Source organism: Microbacterium sp. E-13, from assembly GCF_049912955.1.
Lineage (GTDB): Bacteria > Actinomycetota > Actinomycetes > Actinomycetales > Microbacteriaceae > Microbacterium.
In genome coordinates this window covers 2,918,871-2,941,408 of sequence record NZ_CP183973.1, presented here as the reverse complement: position 1 = coordinate 2,941,408, position 22,538 = coordinate 2,918,871, and the positions used below count along the sequence as shown (strand labels likewise).

The 22,538-nt window shown below is 69.9% G+C and carries 18 protein-coding genes and 1 tRNA gene; 12 read left to right on the top strand and 7 right to left on the bottom strand.

Annotation, left to right across the window (positions count from 1 at the left end; genetic code table 11):
* Positions 1-55: 55 nt before the first annotated feature.
* The 3 genes from ACN9MP_RS13555 to ACN9MP_RS13545 all read right to left on the bottom strand — a co-directional run bounded on the left by ACN9MP_RS13555 (position 56) and on the right by ACN9MP_RS13545 (position 3,991).
* Positions 56-129, bottom strand: a tRNA-Pro gene (locus ACN9MP_RS13555).
* 101 nt (positions 130-230) lie between these two features.
* On the bottom strand, positions 231-1,172 hold the full coding sequence (locus ACN9MP_RS13550; RefSeq protein ID WP_426320963.1) for a metallophosphoesterase: 942 nt from the start codon (positions 1,170-1,172) through the stop codon (positions 231-233).
* Positions 1,172-3,991 (bottom strand): transglycosylase domain-containing protein, encoded by a 2,820-nt coding sequence (locus ACN9MP_RS13545; RefSeq protein ID WP_426320961.1) that lies wholly within the window; start codon positions 3,989-3,991, stop codon positions 1,172-1,174. Before ACN9MP_RS13545 ends, ACN9MP_RS13550 begins: the two co-directional genes overlap by 1 nt.
* 108 nt (positions 3,992-4,099) lie before the next feature.
* Here ACN9MP_RS13545 and ACN9MP_RS13540 point away from each other — a divergent pair, with 108 nt between their 5' ends.
* Both ACN9MP_RS13540 and ACN9MP_RS13535 read left to right on the top strand, forming a co-directional pair.
* Entirely contained in the window at positions 4,100-4,315 is a 216-nt protein-coding gene (locus ACN9MP_RS13540) for a hypothetical protein (RefSeq protein WP_045298026.1), read from the top strand.
* A 2-nt stretch (positions 4,316-4,317) separates the two neighbouring features.
* Complete coding sequence (locus tag ACN9MP_RS13535; RefSeq protein WP_426320958.1) at positions 4,318-4,785, top strand: RidA family protein; 468 nt, start codon at positions 4,318-4,320, stop codon at positions 4,783-4,785.
* A gap of 107 nt (positions 4,786-4,892) precedes the next feature.
* On the opposite strand, the gene acs is transcribed toward ACN9MP_RS13535, so the two are convergent.
* Complete coding sequence (gene acs, locus ACN9MP_RS13530; protein WP_426320957.1) at positions 4,893-6,887, bottom strand: acetate--CoA ligase; 1,995 nt, start codon at positions 6,885-6,887, stop codon at positions 4,893-4,895.
* Between the two features lie 622 nt (positions 6,888-7,509).
* Here acs and ACN9MP_RS13525 point away from each other — a divergent pair.
* From ACN9MP_RS13525 to ACN9MP_RS13480, 10 genes are all read left to right on the top strand, one after another.
* Positions 7,510-8,580 carry a TadA family conjugal transfer-associated ATPase gene (locus tag ACN9MP_RS13525; protein WP_426326032.1) on the top strand — a complete coding sequence of 357 codons (1,071 nt, stop codon included), beginning with the start codon at positions 7,510-7,512 and terminating at the stop codon, positions 8,578-8,580.
* Positions 8,581-8,708: 128 nt separating this feature from the next.
* Entirely contained in the window at positions 8,709-9,635 is a 927-nt protein-coding gene (locus tag ACN9MP_RS13520) for a type II secretion system F family protein (RefSeq protein ID WP_426320955.1), read from the top strand.
* Between the two features lie 63 nt (positions 9,636-9,698).
* Positions 9,699-9,926 (top strand): DUF4244 domain-containing protein, encoded by a 228-nt coding sequence (locus ACN9MP_RS13515; RefSeq protein ID WP_426320953.1) that lies wholly within the window; start codon positions 9,699-9,701, stop codon positions 9,924-9,926.
* A complete protein-coding gene (locus ACN9MP_RS13510; protein ID WP_426320952.1) occupies positions 9,926-10,258 on the top strand; it encodes a TadE family type IV pilus minor pilin in 333 nt (110 codons plus the stop codon). Before ACN9MP_RS13515 ends, ACN9MP_RS13510 begins: the two co-directional genes overlap by 1 nt.
* A 55-nt stretch (positions 10,259-10,313) precedes the next feature.
* On the top strand, positions 10,314-10,631 hold the full coding sequence (locus ACN9MP_RS13505; protein ID WP_426320950.1) for a helicase: 318 nt from the start codon (positions 10,314-10,316) through the stop codon (positions 10,629-10,631).
* 67 nt (positions 10,632-10,698) lie between these two features.
* Positions 10,699-13,422 (top strand): type I DNA topoisomerase, encoded by a 2,724-nt coding sequence (topA, locus tag ACN9MP_RS13500; RefSeq protein ID WP_426320948.1) that lies wholly within the window; start codon positions 10,699-10,701, stop codon positions 13,420-13,422.
* Positions 13,419-14,075 (top strand): dTMP kinase, encoded by a 657-nt coding sequence (gene tmk, locus ACN9MP_RS13495; RefSeq protein WP_426320946.1) that lies wholly within the window; start codon positions 13,419-13,421, stop codon positions 14,073-14,075. The genes topA and tmk overlap by 4 nt, the downstream gene beginning before the upstream one ends.
* Positions 14,076-14,262: 187 nt before the next feature.
* Complete coding sequence (locus tag ACN9MP_RS13490) at positions 14,263-16,758, top strand: hypothetical protein (protein ID WP_426320944.1); 2,496 nt, start codon at positions 14,263-14,265, stop codon at positions 16,756-16,758.
* A gap of 111 nt (positions 16,759-16,869) precedes the next feature.
* Complete coding sequence (locus ACN9MP_RS13485; RefSeq protein WP_426320943.1) at positions 16,870-18,072, top strand: DNA polymerase III subunit delta'; 1,203 nt, start codon at positions 16,870-16,872, stop codon at positions 18,070-18,072.
* 128 nt (positions 18,073-18,200) lie between these two features.
* Positions 18,201-19,733 carry an alpha/beta hydrolase gene (locus tag ACN9MP_RS13480; protein WP_426326030.1) on the top strand — a complete coding sequence of 511 codons (1,533 nt, stop codon included), beginning with the start codon at positions 18,201-18,203 and terminating at the stop codon, positions 19,731-19,733.
* A gap of 76 nt (positions 19,734-19,809) precedes the next feature.
* Here the strand turns inward: ACN9MP_RS13480 and ACN9MP_RS13475 are convergent, their stop codons facing one another.
* The 3 genes from ACN9MP_RS13475 to ACN9MP_RS13465 all read right to left on the bottom strand — a co-directional run bounded on the left by ACN9MP_RS13475 (position 19,810) and on the right by ACN9MP_RS13465 (position 22,491).
* Complete coding sequence (locus tag ACN9MP_RS13475) at positions 19,810-20,469, bottom strand: methionine ABC transporter permease (protein ID WP_426320941.1); 660 nt, start codon at positions 20,467-20,469, stop codon at positions 19,810-19,812.
* On the bottom strand, positions 20,462-21,499 hold the full coding sequence (locus tag ACN9MP_RS13470; protein ID WP_426320939.1) for a methionine ABC transporter ATP-binding protein: 1,038 nt from the start codon (positions 21,497-21,499) through the stop codon (positions 20,462-20,464). The genes ACN9MP_RS13475 and ACN9MP_RS13470 overlap by 8 nt, the downstream gene beginning before the upstream one ends.
* An 89-nt stretch (positions 21,500-21,588) precedes the next feature.
* Entirely contained in the window at positions 21,589-22,491 is a 903-nt protein-coding gene (locus tag ACN9MP_RS13465) for a MetQ/NlpA family ABC transporter substrate-binding protein (RefSeq protein ID WP_426320937.1), read from the bottom strand.
* Positions 22,492-22,538: the final 47 nt, after the last annotated feature.

Here is a 22,538-nt window from a genome sequence, read left to right as displayed (position 1 = left end):
GGGTTCCGTCCTTTCATGAAAAGAGGCCCCGCCTCACGGCGGAGCCTCTTTGCTGTCGGGGTGACAGGATTTGAACCTGCGGCCTCTTCGTCCCGAACGAAGCGCGCTACCAAGCTGCGCCACACCCCGATTTCACAACCCCTCGAGTCTACCTGATGCGGGACCGTGGTCCGAACCGAGGCCGTCGGGAGGCCATCATGGCCGCGCCCAGGCTGAGGAGTCCGATGGCATCAGGTCCGCGGCACGAGTGTGAGGAGCGAAGCCTCGGGTCGGCACGCGAAGCGCACCGGCGCATAGATCGAGTGCCCGAGTCCGGCGCTCACGTTGAGCGGCACGGTACGGCCGTCGTGGCTCCAATCGCTCAGGCCGCGGGCCTGCTTCAACGGGATATCGCAATTCGCAACCAGTGCGCCGAAGCCGGGAATGCGCACCTGACCGCCGTGGGTGTGTCCGCCGAAGATCGCATCGGCCCCGAGATCCACGAAGTCGTCGAGCACACGTCGGTAGGGAGCGTGCGTGACGCCGAAGGCGATGTCGGGCTCCGCGTTCGCGCGCAGGGCCGACACCAGATCGGGCAGCACTTCGAGCTCGTCCCATCCGCGGTGGGCGTCGCTCACGCCGAAAATGCCGATGCGCAGACCACCGACCTCCACCGAACCGGCGTCGTTGTTGAGGTTGAGCCAGCCCAGCTCATCCGTCAGGTAGCCGTCGAGCGCCTCGGTGTCGAGAGGCTCTATCTTGGGCTCGACCTTCGACGGTCCCATGAAGTACTTGAGCGGGTTGCGTGGCGAGGGAGCGGCGTGGTCGTTCGAGCCGTGGACGAAGACGCCGGGGATGCCTCGGAGCGGGTCGAAAGCCGGACGAAGGCCCCGAAGGCCGTCGGCATGGCCCATGTTGTCGCCGGTGTTGACGACCAGGTCGGGCTGAAGCTCCGCGAGAGCGGCGATCCACTGCTGCTTGCGCCGCTGCCACGGCGCCATGTGCGCGTCCGACAGGTGCAGCACCCGGATGGGCGACGAGCCGGCAGGCAGCACCGGCACCTCATGGAAGCGGACCGTGAAGAGGTAGCGCTCGATCGCGACGCCCCAGATGGCCGCGGCGGCGCCGACCGCCCCCACCGCGCCGAGCGCGGTGAGGGCGGTGCGTGCGTTGCCCGTTGCTGCCGAAGGCACTAGCCGTTGCCGCCGTTGCCGCGGCCCTTGCCGTCGCCGCCACCATCGCCGCCACCGCAGTCGGCGGCGACGTAGTCGACGGTGATCGAGGTGTTGCGGTTCACGACGCTTCCTGCGGCCGGGTTCGTCGCGGTGGCCTTGGATTTGCTGCCGGCACGGTCGTCCGTCGTGCAGCTTCCGTCGCCCACGTTGCCGAACCCGGCGCTGCGCAGCGCCTTCTTGGCATCGTCGAGCGTGCGGCCAGACACGTCGGGCACCGTGATGCCCTGGCCGTTGCTGGGACTGATCGTGACGGTGCTGCCGCCCGCCACCTGACCGGCCCCGGGGTTCTGGGCACCAACGACCCCCTGCGGCTGGTCGGAGTCGACCGCTGCGCCGACCTCGACCGCGAAGCCGGCGTCGGCGAGGATCGCCGTCGCCTCGTCGATCGACTTGCCCACGACGTTCGGCAGGTTGACCAGCTGAACTTTGATGAGGTTGTTGTCGGGCGTCGCGAAGGGGCCGGCGGGGTACGCGGCGTTCGCCGCGGCCTGTACCGCCTCCGTGATGAAGTAGCGGATGTCGGAGAGCGCCGAGCGGTTGTTGTACGTCTTGAAGACGTCGCCGCCGCCCTGGACGTTACCGGCCCACGTCGCCGTCGCGACACGTGTGCTCGACTCGACCAGCCACGTCTGCAGCTCTTCGTGGGTACCCGTCTTGCCGATGAGCTGGGTGCCGTCGTAGGGGTTGCCTCGTGCGCCGGTGCCGCCGTTCATGACGCCCTGGAGGGCATAGGCCGCGGTCGCTGCGACGTTGGGGGCGATGACCTGAGTGCACGTCCTCTCGGGCTTCGGCATCTCGTTGCCGTCGGAGTCGGTCACACGATCGATGGCCTGGGGCTGGCAGTAGACGCCGTTGTTCGCGACGGTCGCGTAAGCTTCCGCCATCGCCAGCGGCGACACGGCGTTCGTGCCGATGATCGACGTGAGGCTGTCCATCTTCACCGGCTCGCCGGTCTTGGCGATGGTGACGCCCATCCGGGTGGCGACCTCCTTGATGTCGCAGAGGTCGAGCTTCTCCGCCATCGCGAAGTACCCGGTGTTGAGCGACTCCCGGGTGAAGCGCATCGGCGTTCCCACGTAGCCGCGCGCCTTGGCGAAGTTGTTGATGAGGACGTTGCCGACGTAGTCGCCGGGCTCTCCGCCCAGGTCGCTGTTGCAGCTGTTCTTGATCCGCTTGAAGATGCGCAGGTTGCCGTTGAGCGTCTCGTTGACGGAGTGGCCCTTCTCGAGCCAGTCGATGAGCGTGAACAGCTTGAACGTCGACCCGGCGTTGAATCCCGACGAGTTGCCGTACTGCATGTCTCCCGCGTAGACGAGCGAGCTGTAGCCCGGAGTGTTCGCGTACGCGGCGTCCTCCGAGAACTGCGTGTTCTGCGCGATCGCCAGGATGCGGCCGGTCGTCGCCTCGATGCTGGCCGTCGTGGAGCCGAACACGCCCGGCTGGGGCAGTGTGCCGCCCTGCGTCATCTGGATCGTGGTCGGCGCGTTCTGCGCCATCGCGGCCTCCGCCGCCGCCTGCACCCGCGGGTCGAGGGTGGTGTAGACGTTCAGCCCACCGCGCTGCAGCAGCGCCTGGCGCTCCTCCTGGGTCTCGCCGAAGGCGGTGTCGTTGAGGATGACGTCCTTGACGTACTGGCAGAAGTAGGCGGCGCCACCGGCGTTCTGGCACCCGGTCTTGGGGTTGCTGATAGCCGGAGTGATGGGCCACGCCGCCGCTTCGACGTACTGCTCGCGGGTGATCTTGCCGTCCTCGAGCATGCGGCTGAGCACGTACAGCTGCCGAACCTTGGTCGATGTGTAGCCGTCGGCCGCGGCGAGCTTCTGCTCCTCGGTGATGTCACCGGACTCGACGAGCTTGTCGAGCGCGCCGAGCTTCGCGCCTTCATCGATGACGCCGTCGGGCTGCTTGTTGAAGGCGGTGCCGTCGGAACCGAAGATCGATCCGTCCGGCCGGTCGATCCGGTAGTTGTTGGGGTTCTGCACCATGCCCGCGAGCGTTGCCGCCTGGGCGACCGTCAGGCTGGCCGCGTTGGTGCTGAAGTAGTGGCGGGCGGCGGCCTCGATGCCGTACGTGATGCCACCGAAGTTGGCGATGTTGAGGTAGCCGAGCAGGATGTCGTTCTTCGAGTACTTCTGCTCGAGGGCGATGGCGTACCGCATCTCCTGCAGCTTGCGGGTGTAGCCCTCGGTGCCTTCGGCGGTGGTCGCGTCGACCCAGCAGTTGCGCAGCGCCTCGTCGCGCGAGACGGTCTGCACCTCTTCGCCGGCGTCGTTCGTCTCGTACTCGGCCTGGGCGTTCTGCTCGCACTTCTGGATCAGCACGTTCTTCACGTACTGCTGGCTGATCGACGAGCCGCCCTGCGTCTCGCCGCCGCCCTGCGCGTTGGAGAGCAGCGCGCGCGTGGTGCCGATGAGGTCGATGCCGCCGTGCTGGTAGTACCGCGGGTCCTCACTGGACAGCAGCGCGTCGTACATGACGGGGTTGATCTGGTCGAAGTTGACCGGGGTGCGGTCCTGCTCGAGGAACTGGGTCAGCAGCACCGGCTGACCGGTTCCCGGGTCCGTGGCGTAGAAGTTGCTCGGGAGCATGAGCTTGTCGATCTCGAGGACGCTCGGAAGATTGTCGAACATCGTGATCGCGCGCTCGGCCGCGGTGCTCGTGAGTGCGACCGCGGGGGTGACGGTCGCCGCGATGAGGACACCGGCTGCGGCACTCAGGCCGACGAGCCCGGCGAGTCCGCCGAGCACACCGGTGGCCGTGCGTTTGGTATCAGGCATAGGCTTGATCGTAGGGGAACTACCTGGGCGAAACCCCGACGCACCCGCGCGCGCGAGGCTGATTCCCAGCCGCGTCAGCCCATTACGCCGCAGACTCCGGGAGCCGCGATGACGACGTGGGAGTACCTGACCACGCCCCTTCTGATCCACAACACAGCAGCGATCCTCAACAACTGGGGCAAGCAGGGCTGGGAGCTCGTGCAGGTGGTGCAGGGTCCCGAGGGCGGCCTCGTCGCCTATTTCAAGCGCCCCTCCGGCGGCGGGCAGCAGAACGCCGGACTGGATGCTGCGGCTCAGGCGGCCAAGCAGTTCGAGGAGGCCTGAGCATGAGCGTGAGCGCTCGTCTGACCGAGCTCGGCATCGACCTGCCCGACGTCGTCCCGCCTGTCGCGGCCTACGTCCCCGCGAAGGCCCACGGCGACCTCGTCTACACCGCCGGTCAGCTGCCCATGATCTCGGGCGCGCTTCCCGCGACCGGCAAGGTGGGCGAAGGGCACGGCCTCGTGCCCGCGTCCGACGCCAAGGCCTACGCACGCCAGAGCGCGCTCAACGCCATCGCTGCCGCTGCCGCCGCGGTCGGCGGGGTGGACCGGCTCACCGGTGTGCTGAAGGTCACGGGATTCGTCGCGTCAGTCCCCGAGTTCACCGGGCAGCCGGGTGTGATCAACGGCGCGAGCGAGCTGCTCGGCGAGGTGTTCGGCGACGCGGGGAAGCACGCCCGCTCCGCGGTCGGCGTGCCCGTCCTCCCGCTCGACGCCCCCGTCGAGGTCGAGGTCGTCTTCTCGTACGCCTGATCGCCGCCGGCTGCCGATACGAAGAGCGGATGCTGCAGCCCGGGCTGCGGCATCCGCTCTTCTCTTCTCGCTGCGAAGCGAGGAGCGCAGCGACGCGACGAAGCGCGCTACTTGACCTGCGCCGAGATGACCGACATGACGGCGGTGTCGGCCAGGGTGGTGGTGTCACCGACCTCGCGACCTTCGGCGACGTCGCGCAGCAGGCGCCGCATGATCTTGCCGGAGCGGGTCTTGGGCAGCTCGCCCACGATGTAGACGTCGCGGGGGCGGGCGATCGGGCCGATCTGCTCGCCGACCCAGACGCGCAGGTTCTGGGCCAGGCCGTCGGGGGAGTGGGCGGAGAGGTACGACTGCTTGATGATGACGAAGGCGACGACGGCCTGGCCCGTGGTCTCGTCGGAGGCGCCGACGACCGCCGCCTCGGCGACGGCTTCGTTGCCGACGAGTGCGGACTCGATCTCGGTGGTCGACAGCCGGTGGCCCGAGACGTTCATCACGTCGTCGACGCGCCCGAGCAGCCAGACGTCGCCGTCGTCGTCGAGACGGGCGCCGTCGCCGGCGAAGTAGTAGCCCTGCTTCTGGAACTTCTCCCAGTAGGTCTCCACGAAGCGCTCCGGGTCGCCCCAGATGCCCCGCAGCATCGAGGGCCAGGGCTCGGTGATGACGAGAAGCCCGCCGTTGCCGTTGCCGACGTGGGTGCCGTCCTCGTCCACGACGTCGATGGAGATGCCCGGGAGCGGTACCTGGGCCGAGCCGGGCTTCGTCTCGGTGACCCCCGGAAGGGCCGACACCATGATCGAGCCGGTCTCGGTCTGCCACCACGTGTCGACGATCGGGGCGGTCTTGCCGCCGATGATCTTGCGATACCACATCCACGCCTCGGGGTTGATGGGCTCACCCACCGAGCCGAGCAGGCGCAGCGACGACAGATCGAACTGCTTCGGGATCGCGCGACCCAGCTTCATGAACGAGCGGATGGCGGTCGGGGCGGTGTAGAGCACGGTGACGCCGTACTTCTGCACGATCTCCCACCATCGCCCGGGGTGCGGCGTGTCGGGGGTGCCCTCGTACAGCACCTGGGTCGCGCCGTTGGCGAGCGGGCCGTACGTCACGTAGGTGTGCCCGGTCACCCAGCCGATGTCGGCGGTGCACCAGTACACGTCGGTCTCGGGGTGGATGTCGTGCACCACCTTGTTGGTGAACGCGGCCTGGGTGAGGTACCCGCCCGAGGTGTGGAGGATGCCCTTGGGCTTTCCGGTCGTGCCTGACGTATAGAGGATGAACAGCGGGTTCTCGGAGGGGAACGCCTGCGCCTCGTGCTCTGGCGACGCGGCCGGCACGACGTCGTGCCACCAGAGATCGCGGCCGTCGGTCCAGTCGACGTCGTTCTGGCCGCGCTTGACGACCAGCACGTGCTCGACGGTCTCCTGCACGCCCGTGCCCCGGTCGCCGAGCGCGAGGTCGACGGCGGGCTTGAGCGCCGACACCTTGCCCTTGCGGTAGCCGCCGTCGGCCGTGATCACGAGCTTCGCGCCCGCGTCGTCGATGCGGGCGCGCAGGCTGTCGGCCGAGAATCCGCCGAATACGACGGAGTGGATCGCGCCGATGCGGGCGACGGCGAGCATGGAGGCGACGGCCTCGGGGATCATGGGCAGGTAGATCGCGACGCGGTCTCCCTGGCCGACGCCGAGGCCCTCGAGCACGTTCGCGAGCCGCTTCACCTCGTCGGTGAGCTCCGCGTAGGTCACGCGGCGCTCGTCGCCCGGCTCGCCCTCCCACAGCAGCGCGACGCGGTCGCCGTTGCCGGCCTCGACGTGACGGTCCAGGCAGTTGTAGGCGATGTTGAGCTCGCCGTCGGCGAACCATTGGGCGAAGGGCGGGTTCGACCAGTCCAGCACCTGCGTGAACGGCTTGTGCCAGTGCAGCTCCCGCGCCTTGTCGGCCCAGAAGCCCAGTCGGTCGGCTTTCGCCTCTTCGTACAGCGCTGCCGTGGCCACCGCGTTGCCGGCGAAATCAGCCGTCGGTGCGAAGCGCCGGTCCTCGTTGAGCAGGTGATCGATCTGGCTGCTGGCCGATCGCGTGACAGGGGTCTGTTCGCTCATGGGCGCGCTCCTTCGCGGGCTGGGTGGAGGCCGAGGCAGGTCGGCGAGTCTGCCAGGAAATGTACTCAGGACCGTCGCGGTCGACTACCCCCGATAGTAGGTGGCGGGCACGATAGCCGACCCGAGCGATATATCAGTGAGAATCCTCTCCTTTTCGTTTTGTGAGCATCCCTGCCTCGCATACACTGACCGATGGCCGAACATCGATTCTGGCATTGCGGCGTCCGACGTCACCCCCCGAATTCGGGCCCGCGCACGGCGGCATCCCATTCCCCCCATGGGATGCCGCCTTCATTTTCGGAGCGGCTCCGCGCTGAGGCCGCGCGACGCCGGCTCCTCCCCAGGCATGACGCCGCGGCGCTTCTCCACTGATCCGCGCGACACGGCGCCGGCGTGGGAGCAGTGCTCCTAGCGTCGGAGCATGTCCGCTCCCTTCGTCGCCCGCCCGCGACGCGCCGCAGGCGCCGACGGCGAGGAGCACGGGCCGGATGCCGAGGCCCGGGCGGCGACGGACCGCCCAGTCGATCGCGCCCCCGGGCCGGCCGCCCCTGCCGGCGCGGCGGGGCAGCCCGCTCCGGCTCCTCCCGCACCGCCTCAGCCCCCGACGTGGACGCCGCAGCCGATGCATGCGCCCCTCGAAGACCAGCGCCCGCGGCCGGGCGGCGTGCGGGCGACCGCTGCGACGGATGAGGGCACGAGTGAGCCCGGAGGCGGGGGGCCGGCGCCGCTAGGCGTTCGCGACCGGCTGGAGGAGCGACATCCGATGCTCGAGCCCTTCGCGGCGTACCTCGACGATGCCGCCGTCACCGACCTCTTCGTCAACGGTGCCGCGGGTCTCTTCGTCGACCGCGGCCACGGTGCGGTCGCAGCCCGGGAGTGGCGCGCCACCGAAGAAGAGGTGCGAGAGCTCGCGGTCGCGCTCATCGGGCTCGGCGGGAGGCATATCGACGACGCCTCGCCCGCGGTCGACGTTCGACTGGAAGACGGCCTGCGCATCCACGCGGTGCTTCCGCCCATCGCACCGGAGGGGACGGTGATCTCCATCCGCGTGCCGCGTACGTCGGTCGCCACTCTCGAGGACCTCCAACGCCGCGGCATGTTCGCCGAGAAGGTGGGCGAACGGCTCGGGGAGGCGATCGCGAAGCGCGCGAACATCCTCGTGTCGGGGGCAGCAGGCGCGGGCAAGACGACGCTGCTCGCCGCGCTGCTCGGAGAGGCGTCCGATCACGAGCGGATCGTCACGATCGAAGACGTCGCCGAGTTGCGCATCGCCCACCCGCACCACGTGAGGCTCGAGGCGCGACAGCCCAACATCGAGGGTGTGGGCGGGATCGGACTGGCCCGCCTGGTACGTGAGGCGCTGCGGATGCGGCCGGACCGGCTCGTCGTCGGCGAATGCCGCGGCGAAGAAGTGCGCGAGCTGCTCTCGGCGCTCAACACCGGTCACGACGGCGGGGCCGGCACCGTGCACGCCAACAGCCTGACCGATGTTCCCGCTCGCCTGGAGGCGCTCGGGGCGCTGGCCGGGCTCGACGACCACGCCCTGGCGCGCCAGGCCGCCACCGCGATCGATCTGGTGATCCACGTCGAGCGCGACGCCGGTGGAGCGCGCCGCATCGTGGGCGTGGGAAGGCCCGTCATCGACGACGCGGGGCGGCTCGCCATGGAACAGCACGCGTGGGGAGCGGCATGAGGGCGGCCCACTCCGCGGTGCGCCGCCGACGAGTCCCGGCCTCGTCCGACAAGCGGCGGTGGCGCGCTCCCCGAATCGGCCGTTCCGCGTCCAGGCGGGTTGGGCCGGAGAGCGCCGACACGGCCGAGGTGGTCCTCCAGCTCGCCGTGCTGCTGCAAGCCGGCGTCTCGCCCGAACGAGCCTGGAGACACATCGCGCGCGCCGGCGATCCCACGGCAGGGCGGGTCGTCGCATCGATCGAGCGAGGGGTGCCGCTGGCGCAGGCCCTCGCCGGGGCCGCGTCCGGCTCGTGGGCCGAGGTGGCGGTCGCGTGGAAGGTCGCGGCTGTCGTGGGCGCGCCGCTCGCCCAGTGCCTGCGCGGCCTCGCCGTCGCTCTGCGGGACGGGCAGGAGGCTGCCGACGACGTTCGCATCGCGCTCGCCGAGCCGGCGGGGACAGCGCGGCTGATGAGCTGGCTTCCTCTGGTGGCGGTGGGGCTCGGGGCCGCGCTCGGCTTCGACACCTTGGGCACTCTCTTCACGAATCCGCTCGGCCTCGCCTGCCTCGGAGGCGGTGTGGCGCTGATCGTCGGGGCGCGCCGGTGGACGGGCCGGCTCGTCCGCACGGCGCAAGCGTCCGGCGGAGTACCCGGGCTCGATGCGGAGCTGATCGCGATCGCGCTCAGCGGGGGCGTCTCGATCGAGCGCGCCCGGGCGGTGGTCGGCGACGCTTGGGCGCTCGGCCGGAGTGTGCCCGAACGTGCGGACCCGCTCGGCGGAACGGTGCCGCTCCTCCCCGGAGCGCGGGGCCATGGGGCAGAGGAGCCGCAGGCGACCGATGACGTGGATGCCGTCCTCGCGCTCTCCTACGCGGCCGGTGTGCCGGCGGCCGAGCTGCTGCGCGCGTCTGCCGCCCACGCCCGTCATCGGGCTCGTGTGGCAGGGCGGCTTCGCGCCGCTCGCCTGTCGTCTCGCCTGCTGATTCCGCTCGGTGTCTGCACCCTGCCCGCGTTCCTCCTTCTCGGAGTCGCCCCGATGCTGCTCAGCGTCATGTCGACCATGTCGATCTCGCTGTGATCGCTCTCTCGGCTCACCGAAGACCGTGCCCGCACCACTCATTCGCAACGATCGGAGAACATCATGTCCGTCACCCGGGCCGCCCGAGCCTTCCCGCCACTCACCCGTCGCCGCGCCGAGCGGCTGTTCCTGCCCCGCGATGCCGATGACGCCGGCGCCGCCACCGCCGAGTACGCGATCGCGACGATGGCGGCGGTGGCCTTCGCCGGCCTGCTCGTCGTCATCATGCGCAGCGACGAGGTGCGCGGGATCCTGACCGATCTCGTCCGGCGCGCACTCACGGTGGCGTGATGCGGGGGCGGCCGGCCGACGACCGGGGCTCCGTCGCCGCCGAGTTCGCGGTCGCCCTGCCGGCCGTCCTGGTCGTGCTGCTGGTAGGCGTGGGCGCCCTCGCCGGCTCCTCCCGGCAGGTGCTCCTGCAGGATGCCGTGGCGGATGCTGCCCGCCTGAGCGCACGGGGCGAGTCCGACGCCCGCGCGCGCGAGGCCGTGGCGGCAGCGGTGGGCGAAGCATCCGTCACCGTCTCGCCGCAGGGCGATCTCGTGTGCGTGTCGGCGTTCGCTCCGGCTCTGCTGGGACTGCGGGTCAGCGCCTCGGCCTGCGCACTGGCGGGCGGGCTGTGAGAACGCCGCCGGACGGAGTGCCGGCCGGCCTCCACCCGCGGCCGAGGCGCAGCTGATGCCGGGCACCATGGCGGCTGCGGGGATCGTGGCGGGTGCCGCCATCCTCACGGCAGGACTCGTGACGGCCGGCGCGGCCTCCGTGGCCGGCCAGCGCCTGGCGTCCGCGGCGGACGCGGCCGCGCTCGCCGCAGCGGACTCCGCGTCGGGTGCGGTCGCCGGCCTCCCCTGCGACCGCGCCGCCCAGCTCGCCGGCACGTTCGGCGCCATCGTGGAGGTCTGCGAGCTCGACGAGCTCACCGCCACCATCACCGTGGCGGCCCGGCTCGGGCCTCTGCTCGCCCGGGCCTCGGCGCGCGCCGGCCCGCCCGGCTGATCCCGTCTCTCAGCGCCCGCACCGGCAACTGGCGTGTATGGTGTGCGTCGGAGAAAGGACGCCCCCGTTGGCAGAAGGCAAGAAGCTCGTCATCGTCGAGTCACCGACGAAGATGAGGTCGATCCAGGGATACCTGGGCGACGGCTACGAAGTGCTCAGCTCGGTCGGCCACATCCGCGACCTCGCGGACAAGCGCGACATCCCGGCCGACAAGAAGCAGGCGTACGGGAAGTACTCGATCGACATCGACAACGGCTTCGATCCCTATTACGTCGAGAGCGAGCGCGGAAAGAAGACCGTCGCCGAGCTCAAGCGGGCGCTGAAGGGGGCGAACGAGCTCCTGCTCGCCACCGATGAAGATCGCGAGGGCGAGGCCATCGCGTGGCACCTCCTCCAGACGCTGAAACCCAAGGTCCCGGTCAAGCGCATGGTGTTCCACGAGATCACCAAGGATGCGATCCAGGCCGCCGTCGGAAACACCCGCGAGCTCGATCTGGCGCTCGTCGACGCGCAGGAGACGCGGCGCATCCTCGACCGCCTCTACGGCTGGGACGTCAGCCCCGTGCTCTGGTACAAGGTGCAGCAGGGCACCTCGGCCGGTCGCGTTCAGTCGGCCGCGACGCGGCTCGTGGTCGATCGGGAGCGCGAGCGCATGGCGTTCGTGTCGGCGTCGTACTGGGACATCGAGGCGCTCGCTGCGCCGAACCGCCCGCAGGGCCTGGACGAGTCGTTCTCGACGCGCCTGGCGCGGGTCGACGGCGCCGTCCTGGCGCGCGGCACCGACTTCGACGACCGTGGTGAGCTGAAGAAGGCCGTCCTCGTGCTGGATGAGGCCGAGGTCCGCGAGCTCGCCTCCGCCATCGAGGCCGCGGCCCAGGCATCCGTCACCGCTCTCGAATCGAAGCCGGGAACCCGCAGCCCCAAGCCGCCCTTCACCACCTCCACCCTTCAGCAGGAGGCCGGTCGCAAGCTCTCCATGAGCGCCAAGCACGCCATGGGCGTGGCGCAGCGTCTCTACGAGAAGGGCTACATCACTTATATGCGCACCGACTCGACGGCGCTGTCGACGCAGGCCGTGCAGGCGGCGCGCGAGCAGGCCGTCGCGCTGTACGGCGACAAGGCGGTGCCGCCCAACCCGCGCTCCTACCGCAACAACAGCAAGAACGCGCAGGAGGCCCACGAGGCGATCCGTCCGTCGGGTGAGGTCTTCCGCACGCCCGCCGACGTGTCGGGGCAGCTCGACCGCGATGAGCTGCGCCTGTACGACCTCATCTGGAAGCGCACCATGGCCAGCCAGATGTCCGACGCGAAGTACGAGACGACCACCGTGACCCTCGAGGTGTCGGCGGCCGGCCGCCGCGCCGAGTTCACGGCATCCGGAACCGTGTACACGTTCAAGGGCTTCCTCGAGGCCTACGAGGAGGGTCGCGACGAGAAGCGCAGCGACGCCGACAGGACCGACGACCAGTCGCTGCCCGCCATGGCCGTCGGCGATGTGCTGCGCCTGCGGGATGTCGAGCCCAAGGGTCACGCGACGAGCCCCAAGCCCCGCTACACCGAGGCGAGCCTCGTCAAGGCCCTCGAGGAGAAGGGCATCGGTCGTCCGTCGACCTTCGCGAGCATCATCGACGTCATCCTCAACCGCGGCTACGTCACCAAGCGCGGACAGGCGCTCATCCCGAGCTGGCTCGCGTTCAGCGTGGTGAGACTGCTCGAGCAGCACTTCGCCGACCTGGTCGACTACGACTTCACGGCGGCGCTCGAGGACGACCTCGACGCGATCGCCCGTGGCGAGCAGAAGCGGCAGGACTGGCTCCGGGAGTTCTATTTCGGCTCGAGCGACCACGTCGGCCTGCGCAACATCGTCGAGAACCTCGGCGAGATCGACGCCCGTGCACTGAACTCCACGCCGATCGGCGACGTGGCGACACTGAGGTTCGGCAAGTACGGCCCGTATCTCGAGGTCGCCGACAAGGCCGACCCCGAGGCCGAGCCCCGGCGCGTCAACATCCCCGAGGATCTGGCGCCCGACGAGCTCACTCCGGCCCGCGCCCAGGAACTCATCGACGCCCCCGTGGCGGGCGACCGCGTGCTGGGGGAGAACCCGGCCAACGGCAAGCTCGTGGTCGTGAAGGACGGCCGGTTCGGTCCGTATGTGCAGGAGACCGACCCGCCGGCGGCGGAGGAGGTCGACGAGGAGACCGGCGAGGTCCGTCCGGTCGCTGAGCCTGCCGAATCGCCCGCGCCCAAGAAGCGGGGGGCGAAGAAGGAGGCGGCGCCGAAGCCCCGCACCGCATCGCTCTTCAAATCGATGTCGGTCGACACCATCGACCTCGACACCGCCTTGCGGCTGCTCGACCTTCCGCGCACGGTCGGCCTGGATCCCGAGACGGACGTGCCGATCACGGCGCAGAACGGCCGCTACGGCCCGTACCTGAAGAAGGGCACCGACTCCCGAACCCTGCAGAACGAGCAGCAGATCTTCGACATCACCCTCGAGGAGGCGCTCGCCGTCTATGCGCAGCCCAAGTACGGTGCGCGTGGGGCGAGCTCGGCGCTGAAGGAGTTCGAGGCGGACCCCACGAGCGGCAAGGCGATCAAGCTGAAGGACGGCCGTTTCGGTCCGTACGTGACCGACGGCGAGACCAACGCGACGATCCCGCGGGGCGAAGACGCCATGGAGGTCACGTTCGAGCGAGCGGTGCAGCTGCTCGCCGACAAGCGCGCCAAGGGTCCCGCGAAGAAGCCCGCCCGCCGCACCACCGCTCGCAAGCCCGCGGCGAAGAAGTGACGGACGGCGGCACTCCACCGGTCCCTCAGGCTGTCGGAGGGCTCTTCGTCACGTTCGAGGGCGGTGACGGCGTCGGCAAGACGACGCAGGCGGCGCTTCTCGAGGAGTGGCTGACGGATGCCGGACGCACCGTGGTGCGCACGCGCGAGCCGGGCGGCACCGAGGTGGGAGTGCTCATCCGCGACATCGTGCTCCACCACCGGGGCGAGGTCGCACCGCGGGCCGAAGCCCTCCTGTACGCCGCCGACCGGGCTCACCACGTCGAGACGCTCGTGCGGCCGGCGCTCGCACGCGGCGAGGTGGTGATCCAGGACCGGTACATCGACTCGTCGGTCGCCTATCAGGGTGCCGGGCGCGTGCTCGGGCGCGACGAGGTGCGCGAACTGTCGCTGTGGGCCACGGATGGCCTGCTCCCCGACGTGACGGTGCTCCTCGATCTCGACCCCGCCTCGGCACGTGCGCGGCTGGACGCCGACGACAAGCCGTTCGATCGCCTCGAGGCCGAGAAGGAGCACTTCCACGCGCGCGTGCGCGAGGAGTTCCTGGCGCTCGCCGCGGCAGAGCCCGACCGGTTCCTCGTGCTCGACGCCTCCCTTCCGCCCGAAGCGCTCGCCACCGCCGTGCGCGCGCGGGTTCGGGCCCTCCTGACCTGACGCGGCTCGCCTCGGCGCCGGCCGCGCCCTGCCGGAGGCGGCGCTCCTGATGGTCCACCGTATCGAAGGTGGGAGGTCGCGTACGGCAAACTCTCAGGTTGTGCATAGAATCGCTCCGACGCGGTGCTTTCTGCGCTGCACGGGGAACCGTCCACAGCGGGTGGCGGATGGCTGGGGACGGAGCTACATGAACAAGGCAGTATTCGGCGCGCCTGCGCGCGGGCGGGCGCGGCTCGCGATCGCCGCCGCCGCGGCCGTGATCGCGTCGACCATCGTGGCGCTCCCGGCGTACGCGGGCGAACCGATCGCCGCACCCGCGGACCTCGCGATCGAGGGCGCGCTCGAGGTCGGACAGATTCTGACCCTCGAGTCGGAGGGCTGGACCCCCGCTGACGTGACGCTCGACGTCGCGTGGTTCGTCGATGACGTGGAGGTCGTCGACGAGGTCGAGGCGGCCGATCCTCTCGATCTGACCCTTCGGCCGGCGTGGGTCGGAAAGGTGGTGACCGCCGACGTCGTCGCGGCCGCGCCCGGCTACGACACCACCACGATCGCCCTCACCGCTGCCGGTGTGGTCACGAGCGCCTCCGTGGTGGACGCGCTGCCCGACTTCCCGGCGCCTCCCACTCCGGTGTTCACGGGCGACGTCTATGCCGGGCAGCCCGTCACCGCCGACGTCGGCGAATGGCCGGAGGGAACGACGCTCACGTACGTCTTCCGCGTCGACGGAACGCCCGTGGCCGAGACGGCCGATCTGGCGGACTTCGTGTTCGCTCAGGAGCACGTCGGTCTCACGGTCAGCCTCACGGTGCGGGCATCGCATCCGGACTACACGCCGGTCGAGGTCACCAGCGCGGGCCGGCTCCTCCGCGGAGTGTTCTCGGCGACTCCGGAGCCCTCCATCAGCGGCACGGTGCGGGTCGGAACGGCGCTGACCGCCGTCGCCGGCGCGTGGACTCCCGAAGCCGCCCTCGTCTACGAGTGGCGCATCAGCGGTGAGCTGCGCTCTTCGGCGTCCACGTACACTCCGGATGCTGCGGATGCAGGCAAGCCGCTGGTGCTCACGATCAGCGCCTCGCGGACGGGCTACGACACCGTGACGAAGTCGACAGCACCGGTCACCGTGGCCGCCGGCGTGTTCTCCAGCAAGCCGAAGCCGGTCATCTCGGGCGCCGTGCGCGTCGGGACGGCCCTCGAGGCGATTCCCGGCACGTGGGTCCCCTCTGCGACCTTCGCCTACGCATGGAAGGTGGCAGGCGTGACAGTGTCGACGGCGAAGCTGTTCCGCCCGACGTCGGAGCACCTCGGCAAGTCGCTGACGCTGACGGTGAGGGCTTCCCTCCCGGGCTACACCTCGGTCTCGCAGACGACATCGGCCGTCACCGTGGGCTATGGCGTCTTCCCGGCTAAGCCGAAGCCGGCCGTGTCGGGCTCGGTGCGCGTCGGGTCGACCCTCACGGCGGTGCCCGGAACCTGGTCTCCCACGGCGACCTTCTCATACGCCTGGAAGGTGTCGGGAACGACGGTGTCGACGTCGAAGACCTTCACGCCGAAGGTCGAGCACAAGGGCAAGACCCTCACGCTGACGGTCAAGGCCTCGCGGACCGGATACACCTCGGTGACGCAGACCACATCCGCGGTCACCGTCGGCGCGGGGATCTTCACCACTGCACCGACTCCCACGATCACCGGGACGAAGCGCGTCGGCTCCACGCTCACAGCGACCCCGGGAACGTGGTCGCCGAGCGCGACCCTGTCGTATCAGTGGCTGAGAGACGGTGCGACGATCGCGGGCGCGACGTCCTCCACGTACACGCTGGTCGCAGCCGACTGGACCAGGAAGATCAGTGTGAAGGTGACGGCCAGGAAGACCGGCTACTCGACGGCGTCGCGCACCAGCGCGGAGACCAGCACGATCGTCAGGACGTTCGCTTCCGCACCGGCGCCGACCATCACGGGCACGACCCGGGTGCTGTCGACGCTCAAGGCATCGGTGAGCGCGTGGTCTCCGTCCGCGACGTTCACGTATCAGTGGAACCGCAACGGCACCGCCATCTCCGGAGCGACCGGCAGCTCGTACCGCCTGACCGCGTCGGACTACGGCAAGACGATCACCGTGACCGTGACGGGCAAACGCACCTACGTCGTGACCAAGTCGGTGACGAGTGCTGTGACGGCGAAGATCACGGCGCCCTCGCCCGCGATCAAGTCGAACGGCATGTATCACGTCGGCACGCAGATCAAGCCGGGCACCTACTACGCGAACGCGCCGTACGGCTGTTACTGGGAGCGTCGTTCCGATGGCACCGGCAGCCTCGAGGGCATCATCGCGAACGCGTTCGTGGGCACACCGGGTCGTCAGATCGTCACGATCAGCGCGTCAGACGCCTACTTCTACACGGAGGACTGCGGCTCGTGGACGCCGCTGGTCGCCATCGGCACGCAGGCCACCACCGTCGGCGACGGGATGCAGGCCGTCGGCGTCACCATGAAGGCGGGCACCTACTGGAACGACGGCGTGGGATCCAGCTGCTACGTCGCCATCCTCTACGGCTTCGGCGGCACGCTCGACGACATCTCCACCAACTACTACGGCGATGCGTACGGATTGGAGGCGGTGGTGCCCGCGGGTATGGGCTTCGAGTCGTACGGATGCGGTAACTGGATTCGCGTGGGCGACTGACCCGACGCCCTGTCGCGGCCCAGCCGGGGCGCGACAGGGCGACAGCCGCCGGTGCCTCGCAGCCCGAGAAGCGCGATGGTGGTGTCGGTGACGGCGGTTAGGCTGGGCGGGATGGATGCCGCGACCCAGACCCCGACTGCGGGCGCACCCGAAGGCACCGCCGTCGCTCCCGACGAGGGAGCGGTGCCGTGGGGCGACGTGTGGGGGCAGCCTGACGCCGTCGCGGCGCTGCGGGAGGCGGCATCCGATCCTGCGTCGATGACGCACGCCTGGCTCATCACCGGGCCGCCCGGTTCGGGGCGCTCGACGCTCGCGCACGCGTTCGCGGCAGCGCTCATCGCCGACCCGGGCGACGAGCGCACGATGCGCCAGGTGCTCGCCGGCACGCACCCCGACCTCACCGCCCTGCGCACCGAGGGCGTGATCATCTCCATCAAAGACGCCCGTGCGCTCGTCGAGCGCTCGTACTTCGCGCCCTCGCTCGGGCGCTACCGGGTGATCGTGATGGAAGACGCCGACCGCATGGCCGAGCGCACATCGAACGTGCTGCTGAAGGCGCTCGAAGAGCCGCCGGAACGCACCGTGTGGGTGCTCTGCGCGCCGAGCGACGCCGACCTGCTGCCGACGATCCGCTCCCGCGTCCGCACCCTGCGGCTGCGCGAGCCCGACGTCGACGACGTCGCTCGCCTCATCGTCCAGCGCACGGGCGCCGACCCGGTCGTCGCGGAGCAGTCCGCGCGGCACGCGCAGCGTCACATCGGCATGGCGCAGCGGCTGGCGACGGATGCTGCCGCCCGCGCCCGTCGCGATGCCACACTGCGGGGCGTGCTCGCCGTGCGCGGTGTCGGCGACGCGGTCGAGGTGGCCGGGGCGATCGTGGCCGCCGCCACCGACGACGCGAAGGCACTCACGGCCGAGCGCGACGAGGCGGAGCGCGCGAGCCTTCTGCGAACGCTGGGGATCGCCGAGGGCGGCCCCATCCCACCCGCGGTGCGGTCACAGCTCTCGGCGCTGGAGGACGAGCAGAAGCGGCGGGCCACCCGCAGCCTGCGCGACGGCATCGACCGTGTGCTCACCGACCTCGAGTCCATGTTCCGCGACGTGCTGATGCTGCAGTTCGGCCGGGACGGCATTCTCATCAACCGAGAACTCGAGCCCGATCTGCGCGCCCTCGCGGCGGCGTGGACGCCCGAACGGACGCTCACGGTGGTGGACCGCATCGGCGTCACCCGCGAGAACCTCGAGCTGAACGCCGCGCCCGCGCTCGCCCTCGAGAGCATGCTCGTCACCGTCGCCAGCGGAAGGACCCCGTGAACTCGACCCGTGACCCGCACGAGACCCGTGACCCGCACGAGACCCGTGACCCGCACGAGACCCGTGACCCGCGCTCCGCCCCGCCCGCCGGCCCTTCGAGCCACGGCGGCCGATTCCGGGTGCGCGGCCTGTCGAGGGGTCTCGCCATCGTGGCCGGCCTGGTGGCGGCATCCCTGGCCTTCAGCGGCTGTCTCTACGCGGCCATCCCCGACACCGCGCGCCCGACCACGAGCAAGTCGCCCGACACCAGCGGCATCAACGATGACCTGCTGCCGTTCTACGGGCAGACGCTCGACTGGACCGCCTGCGACGACTTCGACTGCACCACGGTCACCGCGCCGCTCGACTGGGCCGACCCGGCGAAGGGCGAGATCGAGCTGGCGCTGATCCGCAGCCGTGCCGAGGGCACCAGTGAACCGCTCGGGTCGCTGCTGACGAATCCGGGCGGGCCCGGCTCGAGCGGTGTCGAGCTGGTGCGCGACTCAGTGGAGTTCGCGGTGAGCGATCCGGTGCGCCAGCAGTACGACGTGATCGGCTTCGACCCCCGCGGAGTGGGCGAGTCGACCGCGGTGACATGCCTCGACGATGCCGAGATGGACGCATACCTCTACGACATCCCAGACAGTCCGCGCGGGACGGATGCCTGGGCCGCCGAACTCCTCGCGCGTCACGAGGCCTTCGGCGCGGCGTGCGAAGCCAACAGCGACGGCATCCTGCCGTACATCACGACCGAGAACGCCGCCCGCGACATGGATCTCCTACGTGCCGTGCTCGGCGACACCGAGTTGAACTATCTCGGCTACTCGTACGGCACCTTCCTCGGAGCCACCTACGCGAAGTTCTTTCCCGAGAAGGTCGGGCGACTCGTGCTCGACGGCGCTGTCGACCCCTCGGCCTCGATGCTCGACGTCAATGTGACGCAGGGCATCGGCTTCGAGTCGGCGCTGCGCGCCTACATGGCTTCCTGCCTCGACGACGACGAGTGCCCGTTCCGTGGCACGGTCGACGAGGCGATGGACGACCTCGGGACGCTGCTGGCCACCGTCGACCGCGACCCCATCCGGGCCGCCGACGGCCGCATGCTGGGCGCCGACTCGCTCATGACGGCGATCGTCGCCGCGCTCTACTCGCAGGACAGCTGGGTCTACCTCACGACGGCGCTCACAGACGTGCTCGAAGGCAACGCCGAGGTCGCCTTCCAGCTCGCGGACTTCTACAACGACCGACAGGACGGCAAGTACGTCGGCAACCAGACCGAGGCGTTCCGCGCATACAACTGCATGGACTATCCGCTCGACTCGACACCTGAGCAGGTCGCGGAGGCCCAGGCGGTGCTGGCCGACGAGGCCCCGACGATCGCGCCGTACTGGGCGGTCGCTCCCGACCCGTGCGAGGTCTGGCCCTACCCCCCGACCGGCGTGCGTCAGCCGATCACGGCCGACGGCGCCGCGCCGATCGTCGTGGTGGGTACCACGAACGATCCCGCGACGCCGTACGAGTGGGCCGTGTCGCTGGCCGATCAGCTCTCGTCGGGTGTGCTGGTGACTCGCGTCGGCGAGGGGCACACCGGCTACAACAAGGGCAACGAGTGCGTCGACGACGCGGTCGAAACCTACCTCCTCGAAGGCACCCCGCCGAAGGACGGCCTGCGCTGCGAGTGACCCGCCGGGCATGAGTGAAGCGGATGCCGCGCCCCGCGGCATCCGCTTCACTCATGCGGTGCGTGAACGGGCTTGGTCAGCGCCGCAGCACGCGGCGGGCCAGGGCGTTGCCGATGAACTGCACCGCCTGCACGATCACGATGATGACGAGCACGGCGGCCCACGTCACCCACGGGTTGAACTGCTTGAAGCCGTACACGATGGCGAACTCGCCCAGTCCGCCGGCTGCCACCGCACCGGCGATCGCCGTCATGTCGACCAGGGCGACGACGATGAACGTGTAGCCGAGGATGAGCGGGCCGAGCGCCTCGCGGGGGAGCAGGCGCAGGAGGATGCGCGATCGGCTCGCGCCCGTGGCTCGTGCCGCCTCGATGACCCCGGGGCGCACCGTGAGCAGGTTCTGCTCGACGATGCGGCTGATGGCGAACAGCGACGCGATCGTGATGGCGAAGATGCCGAACTCGGGTCCGATTCCGGGGATGCCCAGGCTGCGCGCGATGGGCTGCACCGCCGCGAGCAGGATCACGAAGGGGATGGGACGGAAGAAGTTGACGACGACGTTGATGGTGCCGAAGAGGAACCGGTTCGGGAACAGGCTCCCGGGTCGCGTCGCGTAGAGGGCGAGGCCCACGAGAAGTCCCGCGATGCCGCCGAACACGAGGCTCAGCGATACGACGTAGAGGGTCTCGGCCGTCGCGGCCCACAGTTCGGGAAGAAGGTCGGCGAGCCTATCCATGGAGGTCCTCCTCGATGAGCGGAGCGAACGCCGAGGCCGACTGGATGGCCTGCTGCACGGCATCCGGGTCTCCGGTCAGCGCCAGCGTGAGATGCCCGAAGACGCGCCCTCCGATGTCGTTGATGCCGCCGTGCACCAGTTCGAAACGCACGCCGTGCGACGACAGCGCGGCGAACACGTCGGCCTGCGTGACGTCGCCCTCGCGAATCGTGAACGTCACGATCCTGCCCGGGTGCCGGGCGTGCAGGGTGCGCAACTGCTCGCCAACGGGGACGTCTTCGATGATGCTGGCGACGAACCGTCGGGTCGCCGGCTGCTGCGGCGCCGAAAGCACGTCGAAGACGGCACCGCTCTCGATGATGCGGCCGTTCTCCATCACCACGATGCGGTCGGCAAGGGTGCGGACGACGTCCATCTCGTGGGTGATGACGAGGATGGTGACGCCGAGTTCGCGGTTGACGCGCCGGAGGAGTGCGAGCACCTCCTGCGTCGTGTCGGGATCGAGCGCGCTCGTCGCCTCGTCGGCGAGCAGGATGCGCGGGCTCGTGGCCAGGGCACGCGCGATGCCGACCCGCTGCTTCTGGCCCCCGGAGAGCTGCTCCGGGTAGTTGCGGGCCTTGTCGGCGAGACCGACGAAGCGCAGCAGCTCGTCCACACGCGCCGCGATCTCCGCGCGCGGGCGTCGGGCGACCTCCAGAGGGTAGGCGACGTTCTTCGCGACCGTGCGCGAGTCGAACAGGTTGAACTGCTGGAAGATCATGCCGATGTCGCCGCGCAGCTCGCGCAGTTCGCGCTCGCGGAGGTCGGTGATGTCGCGGCCGTCGATCTCGACGGAGCCGGTCGTCGGCGTCTCGAGCGCGTTCACGAGACGCAGCACGGTGCTCTTTCCGGCGCCGGAGTAGCCGATGATGCCGCAGACCTCTCCCGCCGCGACGTCGAGAGAGACGTCATCGACCGCGACGACGGGCGCGGCGTCCCTGGAGGGCGGCGGGAAGGTCTTGGTCACGCCGGTCAGGCGGATGAGGGTCATGGGTGCTCCAGGGCAGAACGCGCCTGTGCGGCCCGGACGCACGAGGCGCTGTCGGGCCGCACGGGCGGCTGCCGCGATATCGCGGGGTCTTACGAGTTGGCGCGGATGTCGTCCTCGACGTCGGCGAGGGACGCGACGAGTTCATCGGCGGGGGTCTTCACGAGCACCGCGGTGCCGCCGGACGCCTCGAGCACGCCGTCCAGGACGTCCTGCGTGTTCTGGTAGATCTCGACGAGCTTCTGGTACGTCGGGTTGTCGGCATCCTCCGCCTTGGCCGCGAAGATGTTGATGTACGGGAAGGCGCTCGGGTCGGACGGGTCATCGGTGGCGATGGCGTCTTCGAACTTCAGGCCCGCGTCCTCGACGAAGTCGTTGTTGATGATCGCCGCGGCGACGTCGGGCAGCGACGTCGCGGTGAACGCGGCGTCGAGCGCCTCGACGGTGACCTTCGACTCGGGCAGCACGTCGGCGACGGTCGAGAAGACCGAGCCGCCGTCCTTCAGCTCGATGAGGCCCGCCGACTGGAGCACGAGCAGGCCGCGGGCCTGGTTGGACTCGTCGTTGGGCACGGCGACCTTCGAACCCTCGGGGATGTCTTCGACCGACTGGTACTGCGTCGAGTAGAGGCCGAGCGGGTAGATCGCGGTGGCGCCGATGGGCTGGAGGTCGTCGTCGCTCTGCACGTTGTACGTGGCGAGGTAGATGATGTGCTGGAACTGGTTGAGGTCCAGTTCCCCGGCCGACAGGGCGGGGTTGGGCTGCGTGTACTCGCTGAAGTCGACGAGCTCCACCTCGATGCCTTCGTCGGCCGCGGCTTCCTTGTAGGTCTCCCAGTACGGGTCGCCGGCCCCGACCACACCGATGCGGACGACCTCGTTCTCGTCGGAAGCGCCGGTGGCGGCATCCGTTCCGGTCCCGGCGCAGCCGGCGAGGAGGAGGGCGAGAGGAAGCGCGAGTGCTGCTGCGGCGGTGAGCTTCTTGGACGTGGACATGTGCGTGCTCCTGTAGATCGAGGCCCGTGTCGGCTTGTGACCGCGCG